This window comes from Actinoplanes philippinensis (genome assembly GCF_900113015.1).
GTDB classification, from domain to species: Bacteria; Actinomycetota; Actinomycetes; order Mycobacteriales; family Micromonosporaceae; genus Actinoplanes; species Actinoplanes philippinensis.
Genome location: NZ_FONV01000007.1, coordinates 108,932 through 135,621, shown reverse-complemented (window position 1 = coordinate 135,621; position 26,690 = coordinate 108,932). Strand labels below are relative to the sequence as shown.

17 protein-coding genes and 1 pseudogene are annotated in these 26,690 nt (G+C 71.9%); 9 read left to right on the top strand and 9 right to left on the bottom strand.

Translation table 11 applies throughout. The features are described from left to right. Positions 1-325: 325 nt before the first annotated feature. From BM290_RS19330 to BM290_RS48405, 7 genes are all read right to left on the bottom strand, one after another. Positions 326-2,359, bottom strand: coding sequence for an SWIM zinc finger family protein (locus BM290_RS19330; RefSeq protein WP_093615994.1), 2,034 nt, complete (start codon positions 2,357-2,359; stop codon positions 326-328). Continuing rightward, positions 2,356-5,733, bottom strand: coding sequence for a DUF5682 family protein (locus BM290_RS19325; protein WP_239143590.1), 3,378 nt, complete (start codon positions 5,731-5,733; stop codon positions 2,356-2,358). The genes BM290_RS19330 and BM290_RS19325 overlap by 4 nt, the downstream gene beginning before the upstream one ends. Next, a complete protein-coding gene (locus tag BM290_RS50690; RefSeq protein WP_275413275.1) occupies positions 5,726-6,835 on the bottom strand; it encodes an ATP-binding protein in 1,110 nt (369 codons plus the stop codon). Before BM290_RS50690 ends, BM290_RS19325 begins: the two co-directional genes overlap by 8 nt. Continuing rightward, positions 6,832-11,568, bottom strand: a complete 4,737-nt coding sequence (locus BM290_RS19315; RefSeq protein WP_093615988.1) for a hypothetical protein — start codon at positions 11,566-11,568, stop codon at positions 6,832-6,834. The genes BM290_RS50690 and BM290_RS19315 overlap by 4 nt, the downstream gene beginning before the upstream one ends. Further along, on the bottom strand, positions 11,565-12,437 hold the full coding sequence (locus BM290_RS19310) for a DUF4132 domain-containing protein (RefSeq protein WP_239143589.1): 873 nt from the start codon (positions 12,435-12,437) through the stop codon (positions 11,565-11,567). Before BM290_RS19310 ends, BM290_RS19315 begins: the two co-directional genes overlap by 4 nt. Before the next feature lie 219 nt (positions 12,438-12,656). Continuing rightward, positions 12,657-12,959: an HNH endonuclease signature motif containing protein gene (locus BM290_RS51085; protein ID WP_177319796.1), complete on the bottom strand. Its 303-nt coding sequence runs from the start codon at positions 12,957-12,959 to the stop codon at positions 12,657-12,659. Between the two features lie 65 nt (positions 12,960-13,024). Then, positions 13,025-13,240: a hypothetical protein gene (locus BM290_RS48405; protein WP_177319795.1), complete on the bottom strand. Its 216-nt coding sequence runs from the start codon at positions 13,238-13,240 to the stop codon at positions 13,025-13,027. Positions 13,241-13,600: 360 nt separating this feature from the next. On the opposite strand from BM290_RS48405, the gene BM290_RS48400 reads away from it, so the two are divergent. The 4 genes from BM290_RS48400 (at position 13,601) to BM290_RS19285 (ending at position 20,009) form a co-directional block, all read left to right on the top strand. Beyond that, a complete protein-coding gene (locus BM290_RS48400) occupies positions 13,601-13,798 on the top strand; it encodes a hypothetical protein (RefSeq protein WP_093615984.1) in 198 nt (65 codons plus the stop codon). Between the two features lie 712 nt (positions 13,799-14,510). After that, positions 14,511-18,122: a S8 family peptidase gene (locus BM290_RS19295; RefSeq protein ID WP_239143588.1), complete on the top strand. Its 3,612-nt coding sequence runs from the start codon at positions 14,511-14,513 to the stop codon at positions 18,120-18,122. A 255-nt stretch (positions 18,123-18,377) separates the two neighbouring features. Continuing rightward, positions 18,378-18,878: a protein kinase domain-containing protein gene (locus tag BM290_RS19290; protein WP_093615980.1), complete on the top strand. Its 501-nt coding sequence runs from the start codon at positions 18,378-18,380 to the stop codon at positions 18,876-18,878. A gap of 36 nt (positions 18,879-18,914) precedes the next feature. Beyond that, on the top strand, positions 18,915-20,009 hold the full coding sequence (locus tag BM290_RS19285; RefSeq protein WP_093615978.1) for a hypothetical protein: 1,095 nt from the start codon (positions 18,915-18,917) through the stop codon (positions 20,007-20,009). A 99-nt stretch (positions 20,010-20,108) separates the two neighbouring features. Here BM290_RS19285 and BM290_RS19280 read toward each other — a convergent pair whose 3' ends face one another. After that, positions 20,109-21,752, bottom strand: a complete 1,644-nt coding sequence (locus BM290_RS19280) for an aminotransferase class V-fold PLP-dependent enzyme (RefSeq protein ID WP_093615976.1) — start codon at positions 21,750-21,752, stop codon at positions 20,109-20,111. A 369-nt stretch (positions 21,753-22,121) separates the two neighbouring features. After that, entirely contained in the window at positions 22,122-22,628 is a 507-nt protein-coding gene (locus BM290_RS19275; protein ID WP_239143587.1) for a MarR family winged helix-turn-helix transcriptional regulator, read from the bottom strand. An 87-nt stretch (positions 22,629-22,715) separates the two neighbouring features. Here BM290_RS19275 and BM290_RS19270 point away from each other — a divergent pair, with 87 nt between their 5' ends. The 5 genes and pseudogenes from BM290_RS19270 (at position 22,716) to BM290_RS19250 (ending at position 26,655) form a co-directional block, all read left to right on the top strand. After that, complete coding sequence (locus BM290_RS19270) at positions 22,716-23,306, top strand: NADPH-dependent FMN reductase (protein WP_093615972.1); 591 nt, start codon at positions 22,716-22,718, stop codon at positions 23,304-23,306. A 182-nt stretch (positions 23,307-23,488) separates the two neighbouring features. Continuing rightward, positions 23,489-23,653: pseudogene (locus tag BM290_RS51080) on the top strand (hypothetical protein); the annotation flags it as partial. Between the two features lie 131 nt (positions 23,654-23,784). Further along, positions 23,785-24,771, top strand: a complete 987-nt coding sequence (locus tag BM290_RS19260) for an NADP-dependent oxidoreductase (RefSeq protein ID WP_093615970.1) — start codon at positions 23,785-23,787, stop codon at positions 24,769-24,771. Beyond that, positions 24,768-25,685: a proline-rich domain-containing protein gene (locus BM290_RS47375; protein WP_143133832.1), complete on the top strand. Its 918-nt coding sequence runs from the start codon at positions 24,768-24,770 to the stop codon at positions 25,683-25,685. Before BM290_RS19260 ends, BM290_RS47375 begins: the two co-directional genes overlap by 4 nt. Positions 25,686-25,767: 82 nt before the next feature. After that, positions 25,768-26,655 (top strand): LysR family transcriptional regulator, encoded by an 888-nt coding sequence (locus tag BM290_RS19250; RefSeq protein WP_203779396.1) that lies wholly within the window; start codon positions 25,768-25,770, stop codon positions 26,653-26,655. Positions 26,656-26,690 lie beyond the last annotated feature (35 nt).

Below are 26,690 nucleotides of genomic sequence, written 5' to 3'. Positions count from 1 at the left end.
GCGGTTGACGTCCTGATCGGCCTCGATCCCACGACGGCACCGGCAAAGGCGGTGTCTTCACTCGTACGCCCGGTCGACCAGCACCCCTGGCCTCGTGGGTCCTGAGTATGCCGCCACCGAGTCGGGGCGCCGGGCGTCGCGCCGGCACGACCCGATGCCGCGGTGGCCGCGATGATCGCCGCCCAGCCGGCCGGGCTGTGTCCGCGGTGCTCGGGGCCGGCCCGCTCGCGCATCAGCCGGACCGCCGCGTCACCGTTGAGGCGTCCACGGGATCCAGCCCCGGCGGTGCTTCGGGGTGAGGGTCACCGTGCCCTGCCGGGGTCATTCAGTCTCCGCTGCTCGCACCCGCCCACGCTGCCCGGATCGTCTCGCGGGCAGCCGCCTGCTCGTAGATCGCCGCGGTCAGCCACGCCTGCGCCAGCACCTCGACATCGTGCGGGTCGAGACGGCCGAAGACGTCGCGGGTGCGCCGCATGCCCGCCGAGCCCAGCGCGGTCAGGAACGCGGCCGCCCCGCCCAGATGTGCCGCGGTCAACCGGTGGGCGTCACCGGCGACGCCGGTCAACAAGGCGGGGCGGCCCGCCGAGACGACTCGTTCGAGGTGATGGCGCAGAAGGTGCAACGGCGCAGGAGCGGGTGGTTCCGCGGCCGAGGAGGGTGGGATCGGCAGGGCGCCGGGCATGTCCGCGCGGGTCAGCCGTACGGTGCCGAGGTCGGCGTGGCCGCCGTGCCGGGACGGCAGCCATCGCGCGGCGAAGGCCAGCCCGGCCACTCGCCGGGTATCCAGGAAACGTCCGGCGAAGCGCACCGGATGGCCGGCGGCGTGGGTGGCGAGCAACCGGAGGTTGGTGACATGGGGCAACGCGGGGTCGTCGAGGGCGGCGGTCACCGCCAGTGTGCCGGCGTGTTCTGTGGAGAGCAGCAGCCCTCGGCGGTCGGCGCCGACGATGGTGCCGTCGAGGAAGGCGAGGTCGTACGAGGCGGGACGCTCCTGTTCGGGCAGTGCCGCGGCGGTGAGCCAGCGTTCCACCTGGGCGGCCGGGACGACCTGCCAGAGCATGTCGAGCGGGGTGTCGAACCAGCCGGCACCGGGCACGGACACGGCCTGCCGGGCCCGGCCATGGCTGAGACGGCCGGTGGCGGAGGCTTGAGCATTGACGGCGAGCAGGCCACCGCGGGCGAGGTCGTGGTGGCTGAGGCGTGCCTCGCCGAGCTCGACGGAGGTGTGAGCGGCGGACACAGCGGCTGCGGGGTCCGCCGGCTTGACGTCGGAGACCACCCAGATGCGGCCCCCGGCATCCGCCAGGTAGGTGACCGCTCCGGCGTGACCGGTCGCCGCCCGGACCGGCTCGCAGAAGATCCCGTGCAGGCGCAGGTCGCCGACCGGTCCGTAGGCGCGGCGCGCGACACCGGCCGCGGAAGCGTCCCCGGACGTCACCCGATGGCAGGAGACGAGCACCTCCCGCAGATCGTCGGTGAGCACGGCAAGCCGGAATGCCGGATCGTCCCGCCGGGCAGCTCGCAGGTGTTCCACGACCCGGACGGCGGCCGCCGCGGGCGCGAAGAGCCTGACGGCCCGCGCCTGATGCACCGCGCGGAGCAACTCGGCCTGTGCCACCGCCCCGGCGCCGGGAATCCCGGTGGCGAGCACCGCGGAGGCGGCCGTGACCAGGCCGGCCGCCGCCAGGCGCTGTGCTTCGGTGACCGGTGGCCGTACGTCTGCGATGGCACCTGCCGGCGTCCGGGCGCCGGGCCGAACCTGCGGCGCCCCGGCGAGGACCGGTTCGCCGGAGTTGCCGCGCCGTTGTCCGCCCGGGGCGGCGCTGGTCGATTCGGCTGCCGAGGTCCGGCTGTCGCGGGAGTCATCGAGCGGTGTGGCGGCGCCGGGTTGCGCCGGGTCGCTGGGGGATCCGGTGCTGCCGGGCGCGGCCGTTGGGTGTCCGGTGCTGCCGGGCTCGGCCGGTGGGGGCCCGGCACTGGCGCGTGATGCTTCCCGCGAGGTCTCGGCCTCCGCATCGGCACGGGGCTCAGCGCTGCCGATCGCGGCCTGGACGGCATGACCACCGGCGGTCACCTCGCTACCGGCGGCGAGAACGGGTGCGCGGCTGAGCACTGCCGCCCGATGCAGGCAGCGGGGCGCCAGCAGGCAACTGCAGACGGCATCCCCGGCCGCCACGACCGGCGTGCTCAGCGTGACGATCGTCCGGTCGTCGGCTCGCACCGTGATCACGCCACCATCACCCGACACGGGCCAGGCGCCGGCCTGCTCGACCACGGCATCGAGCCGCTTGGCCAGGCGTGCGGGCAGCGCCGCAACCGCTTCGGCCGTCACCTCGGCGGCAACCGCAGGCAGGTTCATCGCACCTGCTCCCCGATCCAGCGGGCGAGTTCGGTCGGGCTCAGCGCCGCCACCGGCATGCCGGCCCCGGCCAGCTGTGCCGCGACGCCGGTGCTGTAGCGGGGGCGGCCCTTGTCGTCGAGGCTGGCGCAGCCGAGCAGGGTCGTCCCGTCGTCGGCCAGGGCCCGGACCGCCGCGAGCAGGTCGCCGATCGCGTACCCCTCCTCGAAGTCGCTGATCACGATCACCATGGTGCGCTGCGGCACGACCGTGATCTGGCGCGCGTAGCGCAGGCCGGCGGCGATGTGCGTGCCGCCACCGACGCGGATCTCCAGCAGCAGCGACAGCGGATCGTCGACCCGGTCGGTGAGGTCGATGACCTCCGTCGAGAACGTGACGAAGCGGGTGCGCAGCGCGGGCACGCCGGCCAGGACCGAGGCGGTCAGGGCGGCCCACACGGTCGACTGCTCCATCGAGCCGGAGACGTCGACCAGCAGGACGACCTGCCAGTCGACGCTGCGCCGGCCGGGGCTGCGGAACACCGGCTGCTGGGGGAGGACCTGCGCCCGCCCGTCCGGCCCCGGCCGTACGGTGTGCAGGTTGCGCCGCACCGTGGCACCCAGATCGAGCCGTCCGGTGGGCCGTCGGGTCGGCCGGGGCGTGCTCAGCCCGACGAGAGCGGGGCGGATACGGCGGGCCAGTTGGGCGGTGAGCTCGGCAGTCAGCCGGGCCACGAGCGGGCGAAGGCGGGCCAGGCGGGACTCGGGCAGCCCGCCGGCCAGTGACAGCACCGCGTGCAGCAGGTCCACCGACGGGCGTACCTGTTGCGGGTCGGCGGCGAGCACCGCGTCGAGCCGGCCGCGTTCGGCGGCGCGCGCCAGGACCTCGTCGCGTACTTCCGTGCCGAACAGCGACTCCAGGTCCTCCAACCACTCGCGGGCCTGCGGATAGGCCGGTTCACGCCCGGCGCCGCCGCCGTCGATCGGGTACGCCCCTTCGCCGCGCCCCGCCCCGTAGATCTCGTCCAGCGCGGTGGCGAGCCGCCGCTGGTCGGCGGGAAGCCGGTCGGTCTCCCGGCCGAGCAGCAGCCGCCACCGCTGTCCCGGCGAGATCGCACCCGGCTCCACCGGTCCGGCCGCAGCGGGTGGCACGGCTCCGGCGGCGGCGACCGGCTCCGTCAGGCCGAGCGCCCGGACCGCTGCCAGTCCTGCCCGATCCGCCGTCAGCCACGCCGCGACAGTCGCCGGGCCGGCCGCGAGCTGTTCCCGCACCGCGCCGTGCCGTTCACCGACGGTGTGCAGGAGACGATCGCGATCCGCCGGGCTCAGCGCGTCGAAACCGCCGCGCAGCGCGGGCAGCCGCCGTACGAAGTCGTCGTCGGAGAGACCATCGACCACGTCGAGCAGCGGTTCGAGAACCGGCCCGCCCGACTGCAGCAGCGCCCCGGCCACGCTGAGCGCTCCGCGCAGCCGATCGGTCGCCTCGGCCGCGGGCAGGTCCGCCCAGGACGCGAGCCGTCGCCCGAACTCCTCCGGTGCGCTGTGCCCGAGCAGCACACCCACCGCCACCGCGGCCCCGCTCATCAGGGGCGTCCCGTCCCGGGCGAGGCCACGAACGGCATGGTCGAGTCGCATCAGCCGCCCGGCCTCGTCGGCGGCCTGCACGAGATCATGCAACGCCCGGGCATCCTCGACCCGGGCCGACCCGGTGAGCCCGCCGATCGCCGCGACCGCGGCGGCGTGCAGATCGTCGCGGACGTCGGTGATCCCGTCCGGCGGCGTGGTCAGCCCGGCGACGTGACCCCGTTCGACCCGGTCGAGCAGGTTCAGCCCGGCGACGATCTGAGCGATCCCGCCACCATGGCACACCGCCTGCCGTACGTCCCGGATGCGCAGTGCGGCGAGCCCCGGCAAGCCGCACGCCGCGGCCACCTCCAGACCTGTCAGTGCCTGCTCGGCGGTCGGGCCGCCCTGCTCGATCTCCCGTCGGCGACGCATCGCCAGCAGGCCTTCCGTCGCCTGGACGAGGCTCACCCCGTGCAGGCCGGCGACGGCGAGCGCGGCGTCCGTGGAGGGCGTCCACTCCACCCGCCACACCGTGGTCAGCGCTTCGCCGCCGAGGGCCGGCCCGCTCGTACCGGGATCACCGTAAGCCGCGCCGCAGGCGCCGAGCCGGCGGATGACGAGTTCCCGTTCGCGGTCCGTGGGCGAGCGCAGCGGGTCGAGCCGGATGCGCTGCGCGGCCTGTCCCGGCCCGGGAAGCCGGAGCCGGCCCAACTCGTCCTCGACGGCGGGCAGCAGGCCGGTCCTGGGCGCGCCGGCGGGCAGCCGTCCCCGGCGGCGTCCGATCAGGACGGCGTCCATGGCATGGGCGACACCGCGGCCGATGCCGGTGGGTGCGCCCTGCGCGAGGACGGTCTGCAACGCCTCCACCAGTTCGCCGCGGCCGGGCGCGGGCAACGAACGCAACGCCGCCAGGTCACCCGCCAGCCGTACGACCTCCGCGGCCTCCCCGGGCCCGGCCGGACGGCCCTGTGCCCGCAACTGCCGGGTGACCTCGACGGCGAACGTGTGGGTGGCGAGCCTGATCCGTTCCGGATCGCCCCCGCTGTCGAGGACGGCCTGCTGCCAGCGTGGGTCCCGGATGCCTGCCGGATAGCCGGAGCGCGCGTCGAGCAGGTCGAACGTGTACGGCACCAGCGAGATCACGGGCGCCGGCCGATCGGCCGCGTCTTCGAGGACCGGCCCGTCGAGGAGCACCGGTGCATGAAACGCCCCGACGACCACGCTGACCCGTCCGCTCGTACCTCTCAGATGCCCGCGCATGCAGGCCTCGCGCCGCAGATCGACGGGGTCGACACCGTGCCTCTCGGCGTCGTGCCGCAATGCCCACCCCGCCGCGAGGGCCGCCCGCCGCACGGCCTCCGGCGAACTCCCCGGCGCTCCCGCCTCGATCCACCGATCCCAGAGGTCGTCACCTGCGCGACCGGTCAGGCTCCGGTGCACCGCCGCACCGAGCGAAGGGCCGATCTCAGGCCCGGTTACGGGGGATTCGCGCGGAGCACGGTCCGCCAGCGGCAGATCGCAGCAGACGACCGGCACACCGCGCCGGCGCGCCCACCGCAGCGCCACCAGCTCCGGGCTGAAGTCCGCGAACGGGTAGAAGGCCCGGCTGCCGGCGGCCAGAGCCACCGGCGTCACCGTCTCCGGGTCCGCCAGCCACCGCACCCACGGCTGCATCTCCGCGGGCAGCTCGACCAGCAGGGTCTCCGGCGCGAACGCGTCGAGCATCGCCGGGACGGCCGCCGCCAGGACCGGCGAGTGGTGCCGTACGCCGATCAGCTGCACCCGATCGTCCCCGGCGAGCCGCCCGACCAGCTCACGCGGGTCAGTCACGCAGCACGTCCCGATGCTCCCAGAGCTGCCGCCACATCCGGGCCCCTCCTTCCGCACGCCGCCGCAGCGCCCCGTCCCAGTACGCCAGCAGCCGCGCCGCATCACCCGGATCGTCCTTGCGCACCACCCCGAGCAGATGCCCCGGCAGCAGCGACAACGGATCCGGCCCCGGAAGGTACGCCTCGGAGAGGCCGATCGACGCCGCCACCGCGACCGCCTCCGCGGTGCTCATCACCGACGACGGCCGCTCCACCTCCCACCCTTCGGCGCTGAACCCGGTCCGCAGGTCCCGGAACGCCGTCACCAGCGTCTCCAGCACGGCGTCGTCGACCGAGAAGGCCGCGCCGCCGCGCTCGACCGCCGCCCGCGCCTGGCGCGTGACCAGGGCAACCTCCGCGTCGAGGTCGGCGATCGGCGGCACCACCTCGAAGTTGAACCGCCGTTTGAGGGCCGCCGACATCTCCGACACCCCGCGGTCGCGCAGGTTCGCCGTGGCGATCAGGCAGAACCCGGGCACGGCGTGGGCGACCGCGTCGTCGGTCCCGGTGAGCTCCGGCACGCTGATCCGCCGCTCCGACATGATCGAGACGAGTGCGTCCTGCACCTCCGGCAGGCAACGGGTGATCTCCTCCACCCGGGCCACCGCGCCGGTCGTCATCGCGGTCAGGACCGGCGACGGCACCAGCGCCTCCGGCGTCGGCCCCGTGGCCAGCAACAGCGCGTAGTTCCACCCGTAGCGCAGCTGGTCCTCGCTGGTGCCGGCGGTGCCCTGCACGGCCAGCGCGCTGGTCCCGCAGATCGCCGCCGCGAACAGCTCGGAGAGCATCGACTTGGCGGTGCCCGGCTCGCCGACCAGCAGCAACCCGCGTTCCCCGGCGAGGGTGACGACGCACCGCTCGATCAGGGCGCGCTCACCGACGAATTTCGGCGCGATGACCCGGCCGCCGAAGGGCACCCCGCCGGAACCGGCGACGAAGGTGACCACCGCGCGGGGAGTCAGACGCCAGCCCGGCGGGCGGCGGCCGGCGTCGGCGGCCACCAGGAACTCCAGCTCCTCCGCATACCGGTGTTCCGGCGGATCGATCTGGCGGACCACGGTCACGGCTTCTCTCCCAGGTCGCGGTAGCGGGGGACGTCGCCCGCGGTGATCCGGGCCCATGCCGCGGCGAACAGCCCGGGCAGCGGGCGGGTGACGACCCGCTGGTTGCCCGTGTGCAGGTACAGCTCCTGTTTCCAGGCTTCGACCGGCAGTATCGGCGCGCGGGCCGGCAGCCACCCACCGGGCAGGAACACCGGGCGCCCGGCGCGTTCCCGTTTGGCCGCCACCACCAGGTCAGCGGCCACCAGCGCCTCCCGGACCGTGCGGAGCTGGGCGGTCTTCCATCCGTTCCACGCCTGCACGGCCTTGTCGGTCGGGTCCGGCAGCGCGAGCAGCTGCAGGTAGTACGCCGCCGCGTCGCCGTCGAGCCCGAACCGCTCGCGAACCTCGCCGACCAGGTGCGGCGCGCTGACCCGGGGATCGTGCGGCTCGCCCGAGGCGCCGCCGGGGGTGGACACGACCTCGTCGATCCAGCCGGAGAGCAGCGTACGCAGGGCCGTCCCGGTGTCGTGGTCGATGAAGCCGAGCGCCACGTCGTCAGCGCCGGTCAGTTTCGCCGGCGCGATGTGAAAGGTCATGAAGTCGTGGTGACTCGTCCCCTCGACCAGGGCCGGCCCGGCCTCGGGCGGACCGCTCAGCGGATGCGTCGCGTGGCCGACCAGCAGGCCGGGGTTGCGCAGCCGCTCGCGGACCAGCCGCAGGGCCTCGGGCAGTGTGGACCGCAGCGGATCGTCCCAGCTCAGGTGGTAGCCGAGCCAGGGCAGGGCGACCGCCATCGCGAGCAGGTGCCGCTGGTCGAACGGCGTGCCGGTGTCCGCCACGGTCTCCACGTGGTAATACCCCGCGGCGGTGCTGCGCCCGTCGGTGTGCAGCCAGTCACCGGCCCGGGGCGCCGCCACGACCTGGAGGACGTCGGCCGCGCGAGCACTGTCGACGATCCGGTCGAGGGCGGCGACGAGCTCCTCCGGCACGGCGGCCCGGCGGCCCCGCAACCGGATCCACGCCTCGGCGACCGCCTCGACGTCCGGCCCGCTCTCCCACAGATCGGCCGGGTCCACCGGCATCGCCGCGTCGAGCAGCGCGACCCGCTGGTGTGCGGACAGTCCCCGCAGAGCGGACTTGGCGACCTTCGCGTGGGCGGCGCTGAGCCCCAGCAGAGAGCGCTGCGCCGGGCTGAGGAAATTCGACTCCCAGCTGTCGATGCCGGGCAGCCCGGCCAGCAGCAGCACGGCTTCGGCCCGGGTCATGCCGGTCATGGCGGCCAGCGCCTCGGCCGCCTCCGGCCGCCATGGCGCCGGACCGCGTTCGCGCAGCAGGGCACCGAAATCCTGTAGCCGCTCGCTGGTCTGACGGCCGCTGGGGTACGCCTCCTCGCGCAGCGTCACACCCGCCGGAGGGGTGAACCCGCCGTCCGGCGCAAGCTGGACGGCACTGCGTTGCCAGGTCAGCTGACTGCTGATGACGAAATGCCGCTGCGTGGGTGGGAAGAGCACCGTGATCTGGGCACCGGCCCGCTGCACCTCCACCTCCCCGTTGACGGTCATACGTTCCTGCGTGACCTCCAGCAGGCGTAGCCCGGGGCCGGCCAGCGGCGTCCCGGCGATCGCGGCAAGGAAGACGGCGAGGGCTTCCCGGTCGTCCGTCTCGGTGACCGGCGACGCGGCCCGCAGAGCGGGCGCACCGAGGCCGCCGAGCAGCGCCGTCCAGCCGCCGCCGACCTCCGCGGCGGGGATGGTCCCGGCTGCCGCTCCGGCCAGCAGGGCCGCGACTCCGGACACCTGCGCCAGAACGTCGTAGCGAGCCCCGAAACGCCCGCTGTGGTACATCCGGGTGGCGTCGCACAGCCCGCTCCATGCCTGCTGGAGTGCCTCGTCGGACACCGCGGGCACGGCCGCCCGCGCCGGGGCGACCTCGGCGTCCAGGTGCTGCGGCGCCTCGGCGATGCGCCGCCGCAACCGGACCGCCCGGGCCACCACCTCCGCGATCCGGGAGCGTAGAGCGACATCGGTGACCTGCGGCAGATGCGCCTCGACATTCGCCGTGACCGCGTCCTTGACCTCGACCGTCCCGGTCACCGAGTCGTCGACCGCCAGCAGCTGTGCCGCCGTCGCCTCGTCGACCGCCCGTAGCGCGGCCGACCCTGCCTCGTCACGGGTGCGCAGCGCATGCCACCAGGCCGGCGGCGGCAGCGTGCTGGTCGTCGCGGCCGTCTCGGCGAGCACGAACTGCCCGTCAGCTGTCCACACGCGCAGCCGGTCCCGCGAGTAGCCGCCCTCGACGCTGACCGGTAGCGGCGCGGCGGAGCCCGGCAGCATCATCGCACCGATCAGGCGGTCATCGCCGCGGTGAGCCTGGAGCCGCGGAACGCCGCCCGCGGGCAGGGTCACCCGGCGCCCGTCGACACCCTCGCCGGCCTGCGTGCCCTGCGCTGTCCGCGTCGTGCGCCACCCGACGAGACCGTCGTGCCAGCCCATCGGCGACCCGGCGAAGGCCTCCGGCGCCGGTCGCAGCACGCACGCCTCGGCGACCAGCCGGTCACCGGCCGGTGGGGTGAAGAAGGCCGGCGCGCTGACCCGGCCGGCGTCCCCGGTCCGCGGATCGAACTCGCGCCATCGCCACCCCCACTCACCGGCGTCGACCTGCACGTGCTCGCACCGCCAGAACGCCTCCCCGTCACTGGCCAGCGGAAAGATCTCGCTGGGCCCGCGGGCGTCGCCCGGGTGCACGGGCCGGGCGCCGGTGGTGAGGCCTCCGCCCGGAACGGGCAGTGGTTCCATCGGCACACCCCAGCCGGTGCGGTGCGACCGCCACTCACCGTCCACGATGTCGTCCGGGCGTGACGCCCAGTACGCCGCCGGGCCGCTGTCCCCGTGCCACGCGACCAGGAGGTCGCCGTCGGTGTGGAGGCAGGACGGCTGCGAGTAGTGACTCGGCGCGTGCGGGTGGCCCTGTGGCGGATAGCGGAACAGATGCTCGGCCGACGATCCGTCGGGTGCGATGACGTGCGCCGACTGCTGGTCGAAGACCACCAACTCGGGCCACGCGTCACCGATCCGGATGTTCTTCACCTGTTTCGCCGCGCCCTCGTAGGCGGGCCAGGACAGCTCGGTCAGCAGACCGGCCCGCAGGGTCCGCGCCAGCACGGCCGGCACGTCGATCTCGGGCAGCCGCCGGAACCCGTCGGGGGCGAGCGCCATCCCGGCGGCCGACCACAGCGGGGCGAGCGCGGTCAGATCGGCGTCGAGGCTGGTGACCGTGCCGCCGCCGGATCGTGCCAGCTGCTCGGTGAGCATCTCCACCAGCACCGATCGGACACCGGCGGCGCCGAACGCCTGCTCCAGGGTCCGCTCCGGCAGCGCCGGGCTGGTGAGCGCCTCGCCGGAGCGCAGGTTGTGCAAGGCACGGCTGACGCTGCGGGCGAACACCGGCCGTAGCACCGGGTCCGCGGCGATCGCGGTCAGGTCGCGGCGCCCCGGGCCGTCGTCGGTCGCCCAGTCACTGATCTCGAAACCGTTGCCCCGGCGCTGCGCCCCGACCTCGGCCCGGACGCCGCCGGACAGGCACAGGTCGAGCACGTCCAGCTCGACATCCCAATAGCCGGTCGCGAACTGCACGCCGTCCTCCGCAGCGAGCCGGGGCAGCAGCCGCTCGACCAGCGACAGCAGCGGCGCGCTGCGCTTGCGCCCGGCGCGGCTGGAACGCCGGCCGGCGAGGATGCGCTCCAGCCACCGGCTTGCCGGCCCGGCCGCGGGCGCACCGTCGATCAGGTCGGCGGCCGCCCCGGAGGCCTCCAGCAGCTCGAGCCACTGCCCGGTCATGTCGGTGCCGTAGCCCGGCGGCTCCGGCACGATCGCCAGCAGCCGGCCGCGGATCACCTCGTCCCGCTTGCCGAGCCGGACCAGACTCTTGCGGTACGCCTTCCAGACCGAGGGCGTGGCCCGGGCCATCGCGGGATAGGTCAGCAGCCGGGTCACGACCTCGTCGGCCTGCTGCTCGGCGTCGAGCCCGGCCGCCTTGGCCAGGCGCGCCAGGTCGGCGGCGATCGACGCGTGCGGCGCCAGCCCACCGGCGACCCGCCGCAGCGCGAGGGTCTTGACCAGCTCGTACGCCTCTGCGGCCGGCCGTCGGTCGACCACGCCACGCGCATACTCCGCCAGCATCGACGCGGTCAGCGCCCCGGCGAACGCGAACTCCAGATGCACGTCGCGCACCCGGTCCTCGTCGACGCTCAGCCCGTGCACCTGCTCGGCGCGGCGGGCCTCGGTGAAGCAGATGCCGGCCATCCGCTGATTCTCCGCGGCCAGGAACGCCCGCCCCGCCTGCTCCCAGAAGGTCGGCAGGAACGACGGAACCGCAGCACCGAGCCGCGCGGCGAGCACGTCGTATCCGTCTTTCGCGTTGCCCGGCTTGCCGCGGGCCGTCCGTGCGAGCTTCTCCATCTCCTTGACCAGTGCCAGCGCGTGCTTGCCGTTGGCCGGATCGTGCACCAGGGCCCAGGCCGGAAAGCCGAGCGCCTGCCGCCGGGCGTGGCCGACGACCACCGGCGCGGCGGCGGGCCGGAACCCGAGGAACTCCATGGTGAGGTCCTCGGCCTCGCCGAGGGCGGCGCCGACCAGCCGGACCACGGTGCGGCCGTCCAGCGCCGGGTGCGCGTAGGCGCGCGCGGTTACCGTGTCGACGCCGGTGTCGCGTGACTCACCGGGAAGGATCGCCCCGGCCTCCAGCAGCTCCCTCATTCCTGCTCCTCGACGATGCGGCCGGCATGCAGAGTGGCGGCCATGCGCATGCCCTCGGACCAGGCGACCGGTGGCACCTCGCCGGTGGCGACGGTCTGCCCGCCGGCGTCGGTGAAGGCCAGCTCGTAGGTCTCCGTCTCGATCGACGGGTCGCCGTCCCCGATCCACACCGACGCCACTATCGTGCGGCCGTCCTCCCACAACCGGCAGACCGCTGTGCCGCCCTGCACCCGGTAGCCCGCCGAGGTGGCCCGTGACTGCACGTGCCGCAGCTCCTTGAACCGTGCCCCCGCATATCGCCGTAGCTCCTGCCGCTGCTCGGACTCACCGGCCGGCTTGCGCCAGACCTCGCGGAACAGCTGCACCAGGCTCTGCTCCACACCGAGATCGGCGGCGAACTCGCGCAGATCGTCGAGATCGGGCAGCAGCACCGGATGCGGGACTGCCACCGTGCCGGCGGTGAGCCGGGCCGACTCGCCGTCCAGGTCGACGACGCCGAGGCCCTTGACCGCATCGGCGTCGCGCAGCAGACCGGCGGCCGCCACCTCCCAGGCGCCGTCGGCGCTCACCGGCACGATCACCGCGTCGTGCAGCAGGGCCCGCCACGTCTCGTCCGCCCAGAGCTGGGCGATCACCGCGGACGGCACCGGCAGCGAGCGGGTCATCCAGCGCTCGACCTCGGCACGGCAGGTCGTCTCGTGGCGGCGCAGCCACTCGACGAGCTGCCGCAGACCTATGACCGCGTCGTGCTCCTTCAACGCCTTGGGCAGGCTCCTCAGCGCCTTGCCCTGCGCGGTCCGCGCGACGACCTTTCCCCGGTCGACGCTCACCTCATAGTCGGCACCTGCCGGCACCCAGCCCATCGACATCCCCTCACCGAAGCGTGCAGCGGATTGTGTCAGCAGGGACCGACATTTTTCGGCCGCGCCTGCGGTGAACCGGGCCTGGCCGGACGAACCGCTGGTGACGCCGACAGGCACCACGGCGTTCTCCCTGCTACTTCTGCCACATCCGGCCAACATGGCCGGGTCGTCCTCGGCTGCGGAGAGGTGCCTTGCCATGCTGAACCGAGGGCGACTGCTCCGCCGTCATCCTGTTCGGCTCCAACCCGGGCGTTGCCTAAATAATCCAACGGGGTCAGGGCACTTCTCGCGAGATTCGTGCGGCGGGGCCAGGAGTTTATCGGCATACTCGACATATGAGACTCCCAGTGAGGGGGAAAGTCGCACTCGATAGCCCTCCGCGGTCGGCTCCACCCACATAAGGCAGGCGTCATAGAGGTTGTGCAAATCAGCCCGAAGCAGCATGCCGTTGTCAAGCCTATTGTTGGTTCCGGTGTGGGGTTCGACGTGGGCAGCCTGGAGGGCCTCCTCAACCGAACATCCGCTCACCCAACACCGGCGACCATAAAGCTCAAGCAGGGCGCTACGGAACCTATCCTGACCGAGACGAACAGTTACCAAACCCGGTCGGCGATGCCGGCCATCGGGAAGGTCTCCATCAAGGTTGGACGGAAAATACGCGGGATGGGCGGATCTATACCGAATTCGGCGCACAATGAAGAGAATTTCGCCGGACTCATTCCCGCCTGATTGCCATCCGGTTCCCGCAATGTGAGCCATACGGAACGAATATTCTCCTCCGCGGGACTCATCTCGACGTTCAACTTCACGCAGTTGACCTCCCGGCTTTGCCCAACTTGAGCCAGGTGATCGGCCGCGCGACGGGGTAGCTGAGGGTTTCAGGGTTACGATCCGAGATCACTCAACTGCCGCAAGTCGCGCTATGGTCCGTCATGGCGGCTGCTGATGCTGGACATGCATCGAGGTTGGTGATCGAGCGTTGATATGCACCTCGGTGCAAGATGTCATCCGGGTACTGCGGAATGGTGAGCAGATTTCGTGAATGCGGTCGCCTGATGGTAAGGCGATCCGGGTTGCGGTAGCGAAAGAGTGCCTGCTTCCGCAGCAACCTATCGATTGGACATCGTGATGTCCGGTGTTATGCGGTTTCAGGGCACAGGTGGCCTTTGATGCCACCGGCCGAGTTCACCCGCTGGGGTTGCCCGGCCGTGCTGATCAACCTGGGTGTCGTCGTCCTCATCGCGATCCTGCTGGGCACCGCGCTGCGCCTCCTCGACACACGTCTGCCCGGCCGCTCACCGGCCGTGCCCGAGGCGACGGCTGCCGTTGTCCCCGAGCCGGATTCCGTACTTCGCAACGACATGTGACAGCTCCGGCCAGAGGCCTTATGCGTGCTTGCGGGATCCGGGTTGTGAGCGGGTGACGGAGGCCGGCCGTGGTTGTCCGCGGTGGTCCCGAGGTTCGACGGTGGTGCCGGTTTTGAGGGTCGCTCCCTTTCGACGTCCCTTGCCGAGGTGGGGTCCGGGCATGGTGGTGGCCAGTCGTTGCCGTCGGCTGCCGTTTGCCCACCGTGATCTCGGCGGCTACGAGAACCGTCCATGAGCAGGGGTTGCGTCCAGGTCCGCCTACCGCCGCAGCCGCGGCAATCTCGGAGCCGACCCCGGCCTGTACGTAGACGCGGCCGGTCGCATGAGCCCTGTGCTGTCCGTAGCGCCGTGTGCCTGGCGATGGTGCGCGGCGAAGGCGAACTCGAGCCAGGGCGGTATCGCGTTCGGATCGGAAGCTTCCTGCCCGGCACGGCGCGGAGGGCTTCGTCGCCGTGGAGCGTGCCGGCGACCGCGGCCGCAGCCTGGCGGAACGGTTTCGCCGCCCGCTCCTGTTGCGGCGCGATGATCGCACCCATGCGCGGCAGGGCCCGTCGCGCGCCGTTGCCGGCTGGGGTGGGGCTTGGGCCGTAATGCGGCCGCTATGGAAATGTGATAGATAATCTTCATATTGCTGGGATCGCTCCCATCGATCCTTGCGAGGCTCTTGGTGCTAATGTCGCGTTTGCGCGGGGCGGGACTCATCGCTGTGTGCGTGGTTCCGTTCGCTCTGATCCCGGCGGCTCCGGCCACCGCCTCACCCGCCGCCCCGTCCGGCGCCGGGCCGTCGGCGACGGTCACTCTCCTCACCGGGGAGAAAGTGACCGTCACCATGACCACCGACGGAGCCACCGATCCCCAGGTGCGTGATGAGCGGGGCCGGCCGGTCGGCTTCCTGGCTCAGCGCAAGGGCAAGGACACTTTCGTCTATCCCGACTCGGCTCTGCCGTACGTCTCGGCCGGGCTGCTCGACAAGCAGCTGTTCAATCTGACCGAACTCGTCGAGGACGGCTACGACGACGCGCACAGCGACCGGCTCCCGCTGATCGTCCGCTACGCCGACCGGTCCGCTCGGACCAAGGTCTCCGCGTCCCAGGACGGCGCCGAGAAGGTCCTCGACCTCGAGAGCATCCAGGGCGCCGCGCTCAGGGCCGAGCGGTCGGACGACTTCTGGACCTCGATCACCGCGACCAGCCGCAAGCGTGCCGCCGCCGGGGCGCCCACCCTCGGCGGCGGCATCACCAAGATCTGGCTGGACGGCAAGTCACGGGGCGCCCTCGCCGAGAGCACCGCCCAGATCGGTGCGCCGCAGGTGTGGGCCGACGGCAACATCGGCGCCGGGGTCGACGTCGCGGTGCTCGACAGCGGTATCGACCCCGACCATCCCGACCTGGCCGGCCGAATCGTCGCCACCAGGAACTTCGTTCCCGAGTACCCGATCCTCGACCGGCTGGGCCACGGCACGCACGTCGCCTCGACCATCGCGGGTTCGGGGGCCGCGTCCGGTGGTGTCGAGAAGGGCGTCGCGCCCGGGGTGCGGCTGCACATCGGCAAGGTGCTCGGCGACAACAACTACGGCGAGAACTCCGGGATCATCGAGGGGATGGAGTGGGCGGCGCGCGACCAGCACGCCAAGATCATCAACTTGAGCCTGGGTGACAGCCCGACCGACGGCACCGATCCGATGAGCCTTGCGGTCAACGAACTCAGCGCCGAGACCGGAGCGCTCTTCGTCGTCGCGGCCGGAAACCAGGGACGCGAGTACGGGATCGGCACGCCCGCCGCCGCGGACGCCGCCCTGAGCGTCGGCGCGGTCGACAGGACCGACGCGCTCGCCGGCTTCTCCAGCATGGGACCGCGCCTCGGCGACCGGGCGGTCAAGCCCGACATCACCGCCCCGGGCGCCGAGATCCTGGCCGCCCGCTCCCAGTACGCCAAGGACGGTGAGGGCTCCTACATGGTCATGAGCGGCACCTCGATGGCGACACCGCACGTCGCCGGCGCCGCCGCGCTGCTCGCCGCGAAACACCCCGAACTGAACGGCGAGCAGCTCAAGCAGCTGCTGACGAGCACCACCGAGCGACTGCCGGACATGACCGCGTACGCCGGTGGCACCGGCCGCCTCGACGTCGCCGCGGCCGAGAAGGCGACCCTCTTCGGCTCCAGCACGGTCACCTTCGGGTACGCGGAGTGGACCTCCCCGGCGGTCCACACCCCGGTCACGCGGCCGGTCCGCTACACCAACCTCGGCGACGCCCCGGTGACGCTGGATCTATCGGCCTCCCTCACCGGTCTTCCGGCCGGGCAGGTGACGCTGTCGCAGTCGCGGCTCACCGTTCCGGCCCACGGCGATGCCGAGGTGAAGGTGACCGTCTCGTTCGACGGGATGCCGTTCGACCAGGCGTTCTCCGGCTTCCTGACCGCGACCGCGGGCTCGGCGGCGATCCGTACGACGCTGTCGGCCGGCCAGGAGACCGAGCGGCACAAGCTCGTCGTCACGACCAAGGACCGCAGCGGACGGCCCCTGACCGGAGCCCTCACCGTGATGGGGGCGAAGGGCCATTTCGAGTACGTCAGCGTCGACGCCACCGGCACCGCGACCCTGCGCCTGCCGGTCGACACGTACGCCGCATGGTTCAGCGGCGACGTCGAAGGGGTGCACGGCCCTTACTCGAAGGGCGCCGTCCTCATGCCGGCGAACGGGCTCGAGCTCGACCAGGACCGGGCCGTGGTGCTCGACGCCGCCGAGGCCAAGCGTGTCCGGACCACCACTCCGGAACGCGCCGACGTGACCGAGGCGAGCTTCGGTTTCAGCCAGCAGAGCCGGATCAGCGGCGGTAGCGATTGGTACACCGGGACCGCGCCGGACGCTTCGTACGACAGTGTCTGGGCCCTGCCCACCGGGAACACCAGGACGGACGGCTTCGCGTTCGGCACCCGCTGGCGTCTCACCCAGCCGGCCCTGCAGATCGCCGGCTACGACGACCTGCGGGCGCAGCACGCCGCTCGACCACTGCCGGCCGGTTCGTCGCACGTCGACGCCGTCCTCGCCGGTGACCGCGACGTCCACGGCAAAGCCGTCGTGGTGCGGCACGACCCCGGTAAGAAGATCGAGGACGAGGCGGCGGCCGCGGCAGCGGCGGGAGCCCGCATGCTGGTGGTCGTCAACGACGGAGTCGGCCGTCTCGCGCCGTGGACGTCCTCGGAGTGGGGGCCCGTCGACCCGCCGCCGGTCACCGTGGTCACGCTCTCGCACGACCAGGGGGAGCAGCTGATCAGCCGGATCCAGCGCGAACGGCGGGTCAAGCTCGACGTGACGTCCAACCCGACCGCCACGTACGTCTACGACCTGCAGCGCGACTACCAGGGTGGCCTGCCGGCCGACCTCACCTACCGGGCGGACAGGTCCAACCTGGCTCGCATCACGGCTTCGTACCGTAACTGGCGTTCGGACCGCGTGTTGCAGGCGCGCGGCAGTCGCGGCGCCGGCAACATGATGACGTCGCTCACGCCGGCGCCGGCTCCGGCGCGGGGCGAGCGGACCGAATGGGTCACCGCGGGGATTCCCTGGACCGACCAGGTCCTGGTCCCCAACGTGATCAGCCAGCAATCGGAGTGGACGACCTACCGAGCCGGTGGCACGGCCTCACAGACCTGGTTCAGCCCGGTGCAACGGCCACGCCTGGTGACCGTCATGGACACGGTGGTCCGGCACAGCGACGGCGCGTTCCAGGTGTTCGTTCCCGGCTGGGGCGACTCCGGCGCGGCACACATGGGGGAGATGGCCTGGGGCACGGCTCAGCAGTCACTGCAGCTGTATCAGGGCAACGACCTGATCGCCCGCAACGATGACGGCTCCGGTCTCTATCTCACCCTCGCTCCCGAACGCCTGCCGTACCGGTTGGTGTCGGAGAACAGCCGCGGTGAGGTCGCCGGGCCGTACTCGACGAGCACGCGTACCGAATGGGGTTTCACCTCGGGTGCGGTCACGTCCGGCCGGGACGCGAAGCCGGCGCTGATCCAGCTCGACTACGCGGTCGAGACCGACCCGGCCGGCAAGGCCGACCGGCACGCCGATCTGGAGGTGACCCCGTCGACCCTGCCGGGGGTCGTGGGCGCCGGAACCATCCGCAAGGTCACCGTCGACGTCTCTTACGACGACGGCATCACCTGGCGCCGCGCCGGCCTTCGGCGGGACGGGGACGCCTGGCGGGCCGAGCTCGACGCCCCGCGCAAGGCAGCGTTCGCCACGCTGCGCACGACCGCCTCGGACAGCAGGGGCAACACCGTCGAACAGCGCATCAACCGCGCCTTCGGCCTGAAGTGATCCCCGGGGGTGGGACCGCGACGCGGCCCCACCCCCGGCCGCTCCACACGGCCCTTCCGGCCGCCGGGGCGATCGCGCCGTCAGATGCTCAGACGCCGGGTCGCCGGACGGCCCGGACACGCCGATACCGGGACGCCGAACTGATCCGGTGCCCACGGTCGGACCCGTGGCCTGCTCACATCCTGATCCCGCATGCCGATCAGGAGTGTGGAATGACGGCGCGGTTCTGCGGGACGGACAGAGAGCGAACAACGCATGCGCGACGCCGACGAGGATCTTCCCGGCCTGCTCTACTCGACCGACCGGACCCGGGTGTTCCGGCTTCCCGCAACGGGAACCGGTCCGGCCCTCGTACGCAAGCAGGCGCTCGGCCAGCACGCCCGGCGCCGCCTGCGACACGAGGCGGCGGTGCTGCGGCGTCTCCGGCATGTTCCCGGGGTGACCCGGCTGGCCGAGGAAGACCTGGACGGTCTCGCGCTGATCCTCGAGGAGACCGGCGGGCAGACGCTGGGCGCGCGGCTGGCCGGGACCGGTCCGTTGCCGCCCACCGACGTCATCCTCCTGGCCTCGAGGCTGTCGCAGGTGCTGGCCGACGTGCACCGGGCGGGCGTGATCCATCGTGACATCAGTCCGGCCAACGTCATGGTCCGCGACGACGGCCGGCCCGTGCTGGTCGATTTCGATCTTGCCACCACCGCGGCCGAGGTACGCCCGGCGTTCCTCACCGCTCAGGACATCGCCGGGACGATGCCCTAATTCGCCCCCGAGCAGACGGGCCGGACCGGCCGGCCGGTGGACCGTCGAGCCGACCCGCCCTCGCGTGCCCAGCAGGTCGTCGGCGCCCGCCTCGGCGAGGCGCCGCATCACCAGATACGGGAAGCGTTCGGCCGCGTCGAGCAGCGCGGGCTGGACGAACCGGTGATCCAGGCGCTCGATCAGCCCGTCCACGGTGTCCTCGTCCGGAATCACCGCCAGAGCCCGCATCAGGGTCTGTTCGAGGTCGGCGTCCGTCGTGGCGTCGTACCACCGCAGCAGCACCGGGCCGGCGGCCGGACCGGCGCCGTCGAGCAGCGTGGCGATCGTCCGTGCCGGGTCGGCCAGGAGATCCCCGGGGCCGTGCCGGCCGAGTACGGCCACCGTGTCCGGGTCCTCCGCCGCCATCAGCAGCGTTGCGCAGAGGTACTCGTCACCGGCGTCGGCCTCGACGGCGGCCTCGGCCAGCCAGTCGTGGCGGGACGGCACGAGCACCGCGGTGGCGGCCCGGCAGTAGAGATGCTCGTCCCGGAATTTCCTGAGCACGTCGGCCACGGCGTCGAAGTCGGATTCCGGCAGATCGGCCAGCGCCTCGCGCACCCGGAGCAGAATCGTCCGCAGGGCGCCGGCGTACTCCCGGTGTTGCCCGGCGCGCAGACGCCGTACGTCCAACGTGGCCTCGCCCGTGGTGGCGTGCCGGCTCTCGGTGACGTCCAGCGCGAAGAGCTGCACCGAGGTCTCGGCGGCGAAGACCGGGCCGCGTTCGGTGACCCACAGGTCGGCGAACGCCGCCGCCTGATCACCGTTCTCCCAGGTCGGGATGAGAGCCGCCGCCGCGACCGCAGCAGCACCGGCCGAGGGTGCGGCAGCCCGCTCGCTGAGCCACCTCAGGCCGCCCGTGCGCAGGTCGCGGGACGTCCGGGAGGCGTGCAGGATTCGTCGGACCGCGCGCTCGGGTCGCCAGGGGATGCCCGGCGGCTCGGCCGCGTCGTGCCGGGCGGTGAACGAGCAGGCCCGGCCCCGGCCCCGGCGTCGCCACCGGAGATCCGCCCATTCCGCCGGAAGCACCCGCCATACCGCACCACCTTCCGCCCGCGAGCAAGCTCTCACCGGGAGCCCGATGAGCGAACGTGAACCAGCCCCGAATGTTCACGTCGCGATTACCGGCCGAAGGGGAGCGGTCCGCTCACCCGGCTCAGCCGTCGCCATCCTCCTGATTGCCGGAGAGGGCCGTCACTGCAGGATCGGCGCTTCGAGGCAGACTGCCGGCAACGAGAACCATCGCAAGCGCTCGAGCCCGGGCGGGAGGTCGGGCGGGGGGCCGACGTCGGTGCCGGGTCTGCTCTGCAGGAGACGGGTCGCCTCGGCCAGGTTCCACGCCAGCGTCGCCTCGCCGGCCGCCTCGTGCGGTACCGCGGGATCTGTCCATGCCCGGTCCAGGCGGAAAGCGCCGGCCGGCTCGGCGCGGCGATGACGCCAGTGTCCCGTGGCGATGTCGAAGCGGTAGTCCGGCAGCAGCCGGTGACCATGTTCGGCCACCAGATCGACCGCCCGGATCAGGTAGTTCGTGACCTCGTCCGAGAAGAAGTAGTTGAAACTCAGCCGTACCCAGCCCGGCTTGAAACCCTCGAGACCCCGCTCGATCAGCGCCCTGAACTCTCGGGACCGGGCCGGGTCGATGCCGAGCAGGTGATGCCCGTACGGTCCGGCGCACGAGCAGCCGCTGCGTGACTGGATGCCGAAGAGGTCGTTCAGCACGGCAGCGACGAAATGGTGGTGCAACCGCCGGCCGTCGTGCCGGATCGTGAACGAGAAGATGGGCAGCCGGTCGGCGTCGGGATTGCCGAGGATCTCGAGGTTCGCCGACCTCTGCCACCGCCGCAGGACACGATGCCGCAGCCTCTTCTCGTTGTGCCGGATCAGCGGGACTCCGACCGCGTCTTTGAGGGCGAAAACGATCCCCGCACGTACGGATTCGACGATGGCGGGTGTGCCCCCCTCCTCGCGCCGGACCGGGTCGGCCACGTACGAGTGCCCCACCCCATCGACGTACTCGACGGTTCCGCCGCCGGGCGCGGTGGGCACCGCTCTGCTGATCAGGCCGCGACGGACCACGAGCACACCCGGCGTCTGCGGCCCGCCGATGAACTTGTGCGGCGACAGGAACACGGCGTCCTTGCCATCACCCCGGCCGGGTGCGGACTCATTGACCCGGATGTCGACATATGGCCCGGCCGCCGCGTAGTCCCAGAACGCCAGCGCCCCGGCGGAGTGCAGCAGCCGGCTGACCGCGTCCACATCGGTGAGCATCCCGGTGACATTGCTGGCCGCGGAGAAACTGCCGATGATCAATGGCCGGTTGCGGTACGCCCGAAGTTTCTCCGCGAGATCAAGCAGGTCGAGCCGGCCGTCCGCGGTCAGCGCCACCTCGACGACGTCCGCATACGACTCGCGCCACGGCAGTTCGTTGGAGTGGTGCTCGTAGGGGCCGACCAGCACCATCGGCGGTTCGGTCCCGGCAGCGACCGGATCGTGACGCAGCCCGAGGATGTCCACCAGCTTGTTGACGGCGGCGGTGGCACCCGACCCGGTGAAGATCACCAGATGGTCGGGGCCGGCGTGGACCGCCTCGTGGATCGTCCGCCGCGCCGACTCACGTGCCAACTCGGTGCGGTTGCCGGTCTGGGATCCCGAGGTGTGCGTGTTGGCGTAGTTCGGCAGTACTTGATCACGGATGAAGTCCTCGACGAAATCGAGCGCCCGTCCCGACGCGGTGTAGTCGGCATAGGTGATGCGGCGAGCACCGAACGGGCCGTCGAGGATCCGTCCCTCGCCGATGACGCCGGCTCTGATTCTCCTGGTCAGCTCGGTCTCCATCGGCTGATCGCCGTTCGGTGGAGGTTGATGACGCGGCATGCCGGCCTCAGGACCGCGGGGCGCGGCGTGACGCCGACCATGATCGCGGGGCCGCGCCAAGTCTGTGCGGCCCGCGGACTTCACCGCGAAGGCCGTGCGCGACCGTGATGTGGGACCGGAGCGTGATGTCGAACATGTCCACCTCTTCCACCGAACCGGACACTCAGCAGACGCAGCCGCCGGCATCCCCTTCACGCGCGCCGGCTTTCGTGATCACCGTCTCGGGACCGCCCGGCGTCCTGCAGCGTAGGTGGCGTATGCGAGACAATCTCGTCAGCCGGTCGGTCGTGTCGCACCGGCCCTCGACCAAGTGCTGACACGCGCTCATCGCTACGGGTGCAAGGCCCTTCGGATCGTGGGCGCGAGTGGCAGATCGGACAGGCGCAGCGCGGCGACGATCCGGTCCGCCGCGTGTTGGAGTTCCTGCAGGCCGGCGCCGTCGAGGCCGTCGAACAGCAGTCTGCGCACGGTTGCCACGTGTCCCGGCGCGGCCAGTTCGACCAGTTCCCAGCCTTGCTCGGTCAGTACGGCATTGGTGTAGCGGGCGTCGTCGGGATCCGGCCGGCGTACCACCAGGCCACGCTTCTCGAGCCGGACGATCAGGTGCGAGATGCGCGACAGCTCCGCCCCGGTCAGAATCGCCAGATCGCTGAGCCGCAGAGTGCGGTCAGCCTGCTCGGAGAGACCGGCCAGCGCGTAGTACTCCAAATGGCTGATCCCCGCATCGCGCCGCAGCTGGACATCCAGCGCCGCGGGCAGCACAACGACTGCCGCATGGAGTGCCCGCCAGGCGCGCATCTGCTCCGCGGTCAGCCAAGGTTCTTCGTCGGCCGTCACCGACCGAGTCTAGCGTCACATGAAATTTCACGTTCCTGGCTGCTAGAGTCTCGCATGAAAATTCATGTAACTGACGAGGAGCAGGCCATGTCCGTCCTGAAGATCGCTGTCATCCTGGGCAGCACCCGTCCCGGCCGTAACGGCGCCGTGGTCGCTGACTGGGTGCTGACCCAGGCGGCCGGACGTGCCGCCGCCACGTACGAGCTGGTCGACCTGGCCGACTATCCCCTGCCGCACCTGGACGAGCCCGTTTCGGCCAAGGCCGGCTCCGGCCTGTATTCCAAGGACCACACCAAGGCGTGGGCCACCAAGATCGCCGGTTACGACGGTTTCGTGTTCGTCAGCCCGGAGTACAACCACTCCACCTCCGGCGTGCTGAAGAACGCGATCGACTTCCTGTACGACGAGTGGACGAACAAGGCGGCCGGGTTCGTCAGCTACGGCGGCGTCGGCGGCGCCCGCGCCATCGAGCACCTGCGCGGCGTCATGAGCGAGCTGCAGGTCGCTCACGTCCAGCAGCAACTGAGCTTCTCGCTGTTCTCCGACTTCGAGAACTTCGCCGACTTCAAGCCGGCCGACATGCACACCGGTGCCGCCCAATTGCTGTTCGACCAGCTGGAGGGCTGGGCCGGCGCGTTGCGCCTCGTCCGCGAGGGCACCCTCGCACCCGCCGCCTGACCCGGCGGGCGGCTCGGCGGATCGACAAGGTCACCGGTGAATGCGTTCACCGGTGACCGGCCCGTGCCCACGGGCAACAGCGGCTCAGGAGGAGGGCACCATGGAGTTCGGCACTGGCGTGGCCGACATCCAGCCCGACCTGACCATCGGATACACGCCGACCGGGCACGAGCTCATCCGGGGTGTCGTCGAGTCGGCGCCGCTCGTGGAGGAGCTCAATCTGGACGTTTTCGCGTTCGGTGAGCACCACAACCGTCCCGTTCGCGGCCTTGTCGCCGCCGGCCGTGCTCGCCCGCGTCGCGGCTCGGACGACGAAGGCCACCCTGTCGACCTCGGTCACCCTCATCACCACGAACGACCCCGTGCGACTGGCCGAGGACTACGCCTACCTGCGGCACCTCGCCGGTGCCGGCCGGCAGTACCAGTTGTGGTGGCAGCGGGCGATCGAGCGTACGACCGCCGAATCTCAAGGGGAGCCATGTCGAGGAAAATTCAGTTCACCCGGTACGGCGGTCCTGAGGTCCTGGAACTGGTCGACGTTCCCCGCCCGCAGCCGGCGGCCGGGCAGGTGCTGGTCGAGGTGGTGGTGGCATCGCTCAACCCGGCCGAGGTCGGTATCCGGGAAGGAGCGTTCCACGAGAGATGGCCGGCCGAGTTCCCGCAGGGCATGGGTCACGACTTCGCGGGGGTCGTCGTCGGCTTCGGCCCTGACGTCACGGGGTTTGCGGTCGGTGACGAGGTCGTGGGCTTCGCCCAGCGCGGTGCGATGGCCGACTTCGCTCTCGTCGATGCCGGTTCTGTGGGACCGAAACCGGCGGGTCTGGGCTTTGCCGCGGCCGCGGTCGTCCCGGCCGCGGGAGCCACGGCGTGGGCGACGGTCGCGGCGGTGGACCCGGCGCCGGGGGAGACGGTGTTCGTCTCGGCCGCCTCGGGCGGGGTCGGTGTGCTCGCGGGCCAGCTGGCTCGGCTGGCCGGTGCCCGGGTCGTCGGGGCCACCTCGGCGGGGCACATGCATCGGCTCCTGACCTTGGGGATCGAACCGGTGGAGTACGGCCGAGGCCTGCAGTCCCGGCTCCAGGCGATGATCCCGGACGGCCTCGACGCCGTGATCGACACCTTCGGTGGCGGCTACGTCGATCTGGCCATCGAGTTCGGTGTGTCACCCGAGCGGATCAACACGATCGCCGACCACGCCGCGGTCCAGCGATACGGAGTCCAGGCTCGAGGCAACGGCGATGGCATGTCGCCCGCCGTCTGGAGCGAGGTGCAGGCCTTGATCGCGGACGGCCGACTGGTGGTCCCGATCGAGGCGGAGTATCGGCTCGAAGACATCGCGCGCGCGTACATCGATGTCGCGAACCGGCGCGGATTCGGCAAAAGGGTGGTCCGGCTCCGGCCGGATCCCACCTCCGGGGCCGGCGTTCGGCCCCACAGCCGCCAGTCCCGAGCCGAGCAGGCGAGATGAACGCCGACATCGCGGTCGAGTACGAGGGTCGTGGTCCGGGCGGCCGCCTCGCCCGATTCTCCCTCGACGCCGTCCGGGTCGGCATCACCGTGACCTTCCAGGCTTTCCGAAGGGCGTCTGCGCGGTGCACACCACTGTGGCGGGGCGCAGGTGGTCAGATGGCTCGGGATGACGACGCGCTTGCGAACGCCTTCGTACTCGTAGACGACCTCGACGCCGGTGCGGTTCGAGACCCCGGCCGCGACGACCTCGTAGCCGATCTGCACCTCGACGGACATGTCGTCGTCGCCGTCGGTGGCGCGGACGACGAATCCCTCCGGCGCGACGGCTCCGGCGGCGTACGACTCCGTGGGGGGAAATCCCATGAGGTACTCGAACCAGCCGACCTCGGCGTCGGCCGGCAACATGTCGGGGATGACACGGATGCGGCTACCGAGCACGCGCAGGGCCGGGCCGTCGTCCATCAACGGCGTGATCGAGACGATCGTCAGAGGAGACGTGGCGGCGCCGGACAACTCGAGGTGGATCAGGCCATCGGTGAAGATGGCTCCGACATCCATGGCCTTGTGCCAGCCGTAGGCGCCGCCCTGGTTGGCGTCGATCTCAGGGCCGGGCGCTCGTGGCCGGTCGTTCGGCGGCTGCGGAGTGCCGCAGGTGGCAGCCGGGAGGACGAGAACGACAACGACGAGCACCGCCGACCACCACCGGGGCCATGTCCGTCGCTCGAATCTGATCATCACAAGCCACCTGGATCGGAGCCGGAAACCGGAGGGGAATTACCGCCTGGCGGCGGGATCATCCCCGCCGGGTGGCCGGCCATCTTCGGCCCGAGTTCGGCCACCGGGAAGCAGGGCGCCTTCACGGTCAGCGCGTGGACCTGGTCGGAATGCTCATCGGGCTCACGAACGGTGTGAGCCGTCCACGGGAACCGCCGTCCCGGCCGCGGCAAGCCGGGCTTCTCGGCCGCCGTCAGGGCCGATGTGGTGCGATGTCGGGGTGGAGCTGCGAGAGTTGCGGACCTTCGTCGCCGTCGCCGAGCAGGGCAGTGTGTCCGGGGCGGCGCGGCGGTTGCGGGTCAGCCAGCCGGCCGTGTCGCAGACCGTCGCCGCGCTGGAGGAGCAGGTCGGTGTGGAGTTGCTGGTGCGCAGCAGCACGGGCGTGCGGCTCACCGAGGCCGGCACGGTGCTGGCCGCCGAGGCGCGGGCGGTGCTGGCCCGCTACGAGCAGGCGCTGACCGCGGTCGGCCGGTTCGCGGTCGGCGGCGACTCGCGGCTGCGCGTCGGCGTACCGCTGGAATTGCCGCCCGAGCTGCTGCCGGACGCTTTCGCCGCCCTCGCGCGGGCGCATCCGCGGACGCGGGTCGAGGTTCGCCATCTCACCTCGGCCGCCCAGCTCGACGCGCTGCGCGACGGCGGCCTGGAGATCGGGTTGCTGCGCTCGCGTCCGCTCGGCGCCGACCTCGACGCGATCCTGGCGGTGCAGGAGCCGCTGGGTGTCCTGCTGTCCGCTGCCGATCAACGATCGGATTCCGCCGAGGTACGGCTGGAGAAGCTCGCCGGTCTCGACTGGCTCGCGTTCGCACGGGCCGACAGCCCGGACTGGTTCGACGAGGTGGCCGCCGTGCTGCGCAGCCACGGCCTGAGCCCGGGCCCGGCCGTGGCGCCCGGGCAGTTCCTGATCGCCGAGGTGAAGTTCGCGGCGGTCAGCTCCGGTCAGGCGTTCGCGTTCGCGCCCCGCGACTGGTCGACGCCGCTGCCGGCCGGCGTGGTCTGGCGGCCGTTGGCCGGATCCCCGCTGGTCCGGCGCACCTGGGCGGTCTGGCCGGCCGACTCCCGCCGGCGTGACCTGGCCACCCTGATCGCCCAGCTGGACGCGGGTCCGTAGGCCACCACCAGCCGCCGGCGGTCACCCGGCGGCAG

What these genes read in the sequence shown, in the direction of transcription:
- BM290_RS48400 (WP_093615984.1), top strand. Translation starts at nt 13,601, where the DNA reads ATGCCACCGGCCGAGTTCACCCGCTGGGGTTGCCCGGCCGTGCTGATC.
- BM290_RS19290 (WP_093615980.1), top strand. Translation starts at nt 18,378, where the DNA reads ATGCGCGACGCCGACGAGGATCTTCCCGGCCTGCTCTACTCGACCGAC.
- BM290_RS19330 (WP_093615994.1), bottom strand. Translation starts at nt 2,359, where the DNA reads ATGAACCTGCCTGCGGTTGCCGCCGAGGTGACGGCCGAAGCGGTTGCG.
- BM290_RS19280 (WP_093615976.1), bottom strand. Translation starts at nt 21,752, where the DNA reads ATGGAGACCGAGCTGACCAGGAGAATCAGAGCCGGCGTCATCGGCGAG.
- BM290_RS19260 (WP_093615970.1), top strand. Translation starts at nt 23,785, where the DNA reads ATGTCGAGGAAAATTCAGTTCACCCGGTACGGCGGTCCTGAGGTCCTG.
- BM290_RS47375 (WP_143133832.1), top strand. Translation starts at nt 24,768, where the DNA reads ATGAACGCCGACATCGCGGTCGAGTACGAGGGTCGTGGTCCGGGCGGC.
- BM290_RS19315 (WP_093615988.1), bottom strand. Translation starts at nt 11,568, where the DNA reads ATGAGGGAGCTGCTGGAGGCCGGGGCGATCCTTCCCGGTGAGTCACGC.
- BM290_RS19270 (WP_093615972.1), top strand. Translation starts at nt 22,716, where the DNA reads ATGTCCGTCCTGAAGATCGCTGTCATCCTGGGCAGCACCCGTCCCGGC.
- BM290_RS19310 (WP_239143589.1), bottom strand. Translation starts at nt 12,437, where the DNA reads ATGTCGATGGGCTGGGTGCCGGCAGGTGCCGACTATGAGGTGAGCGTC.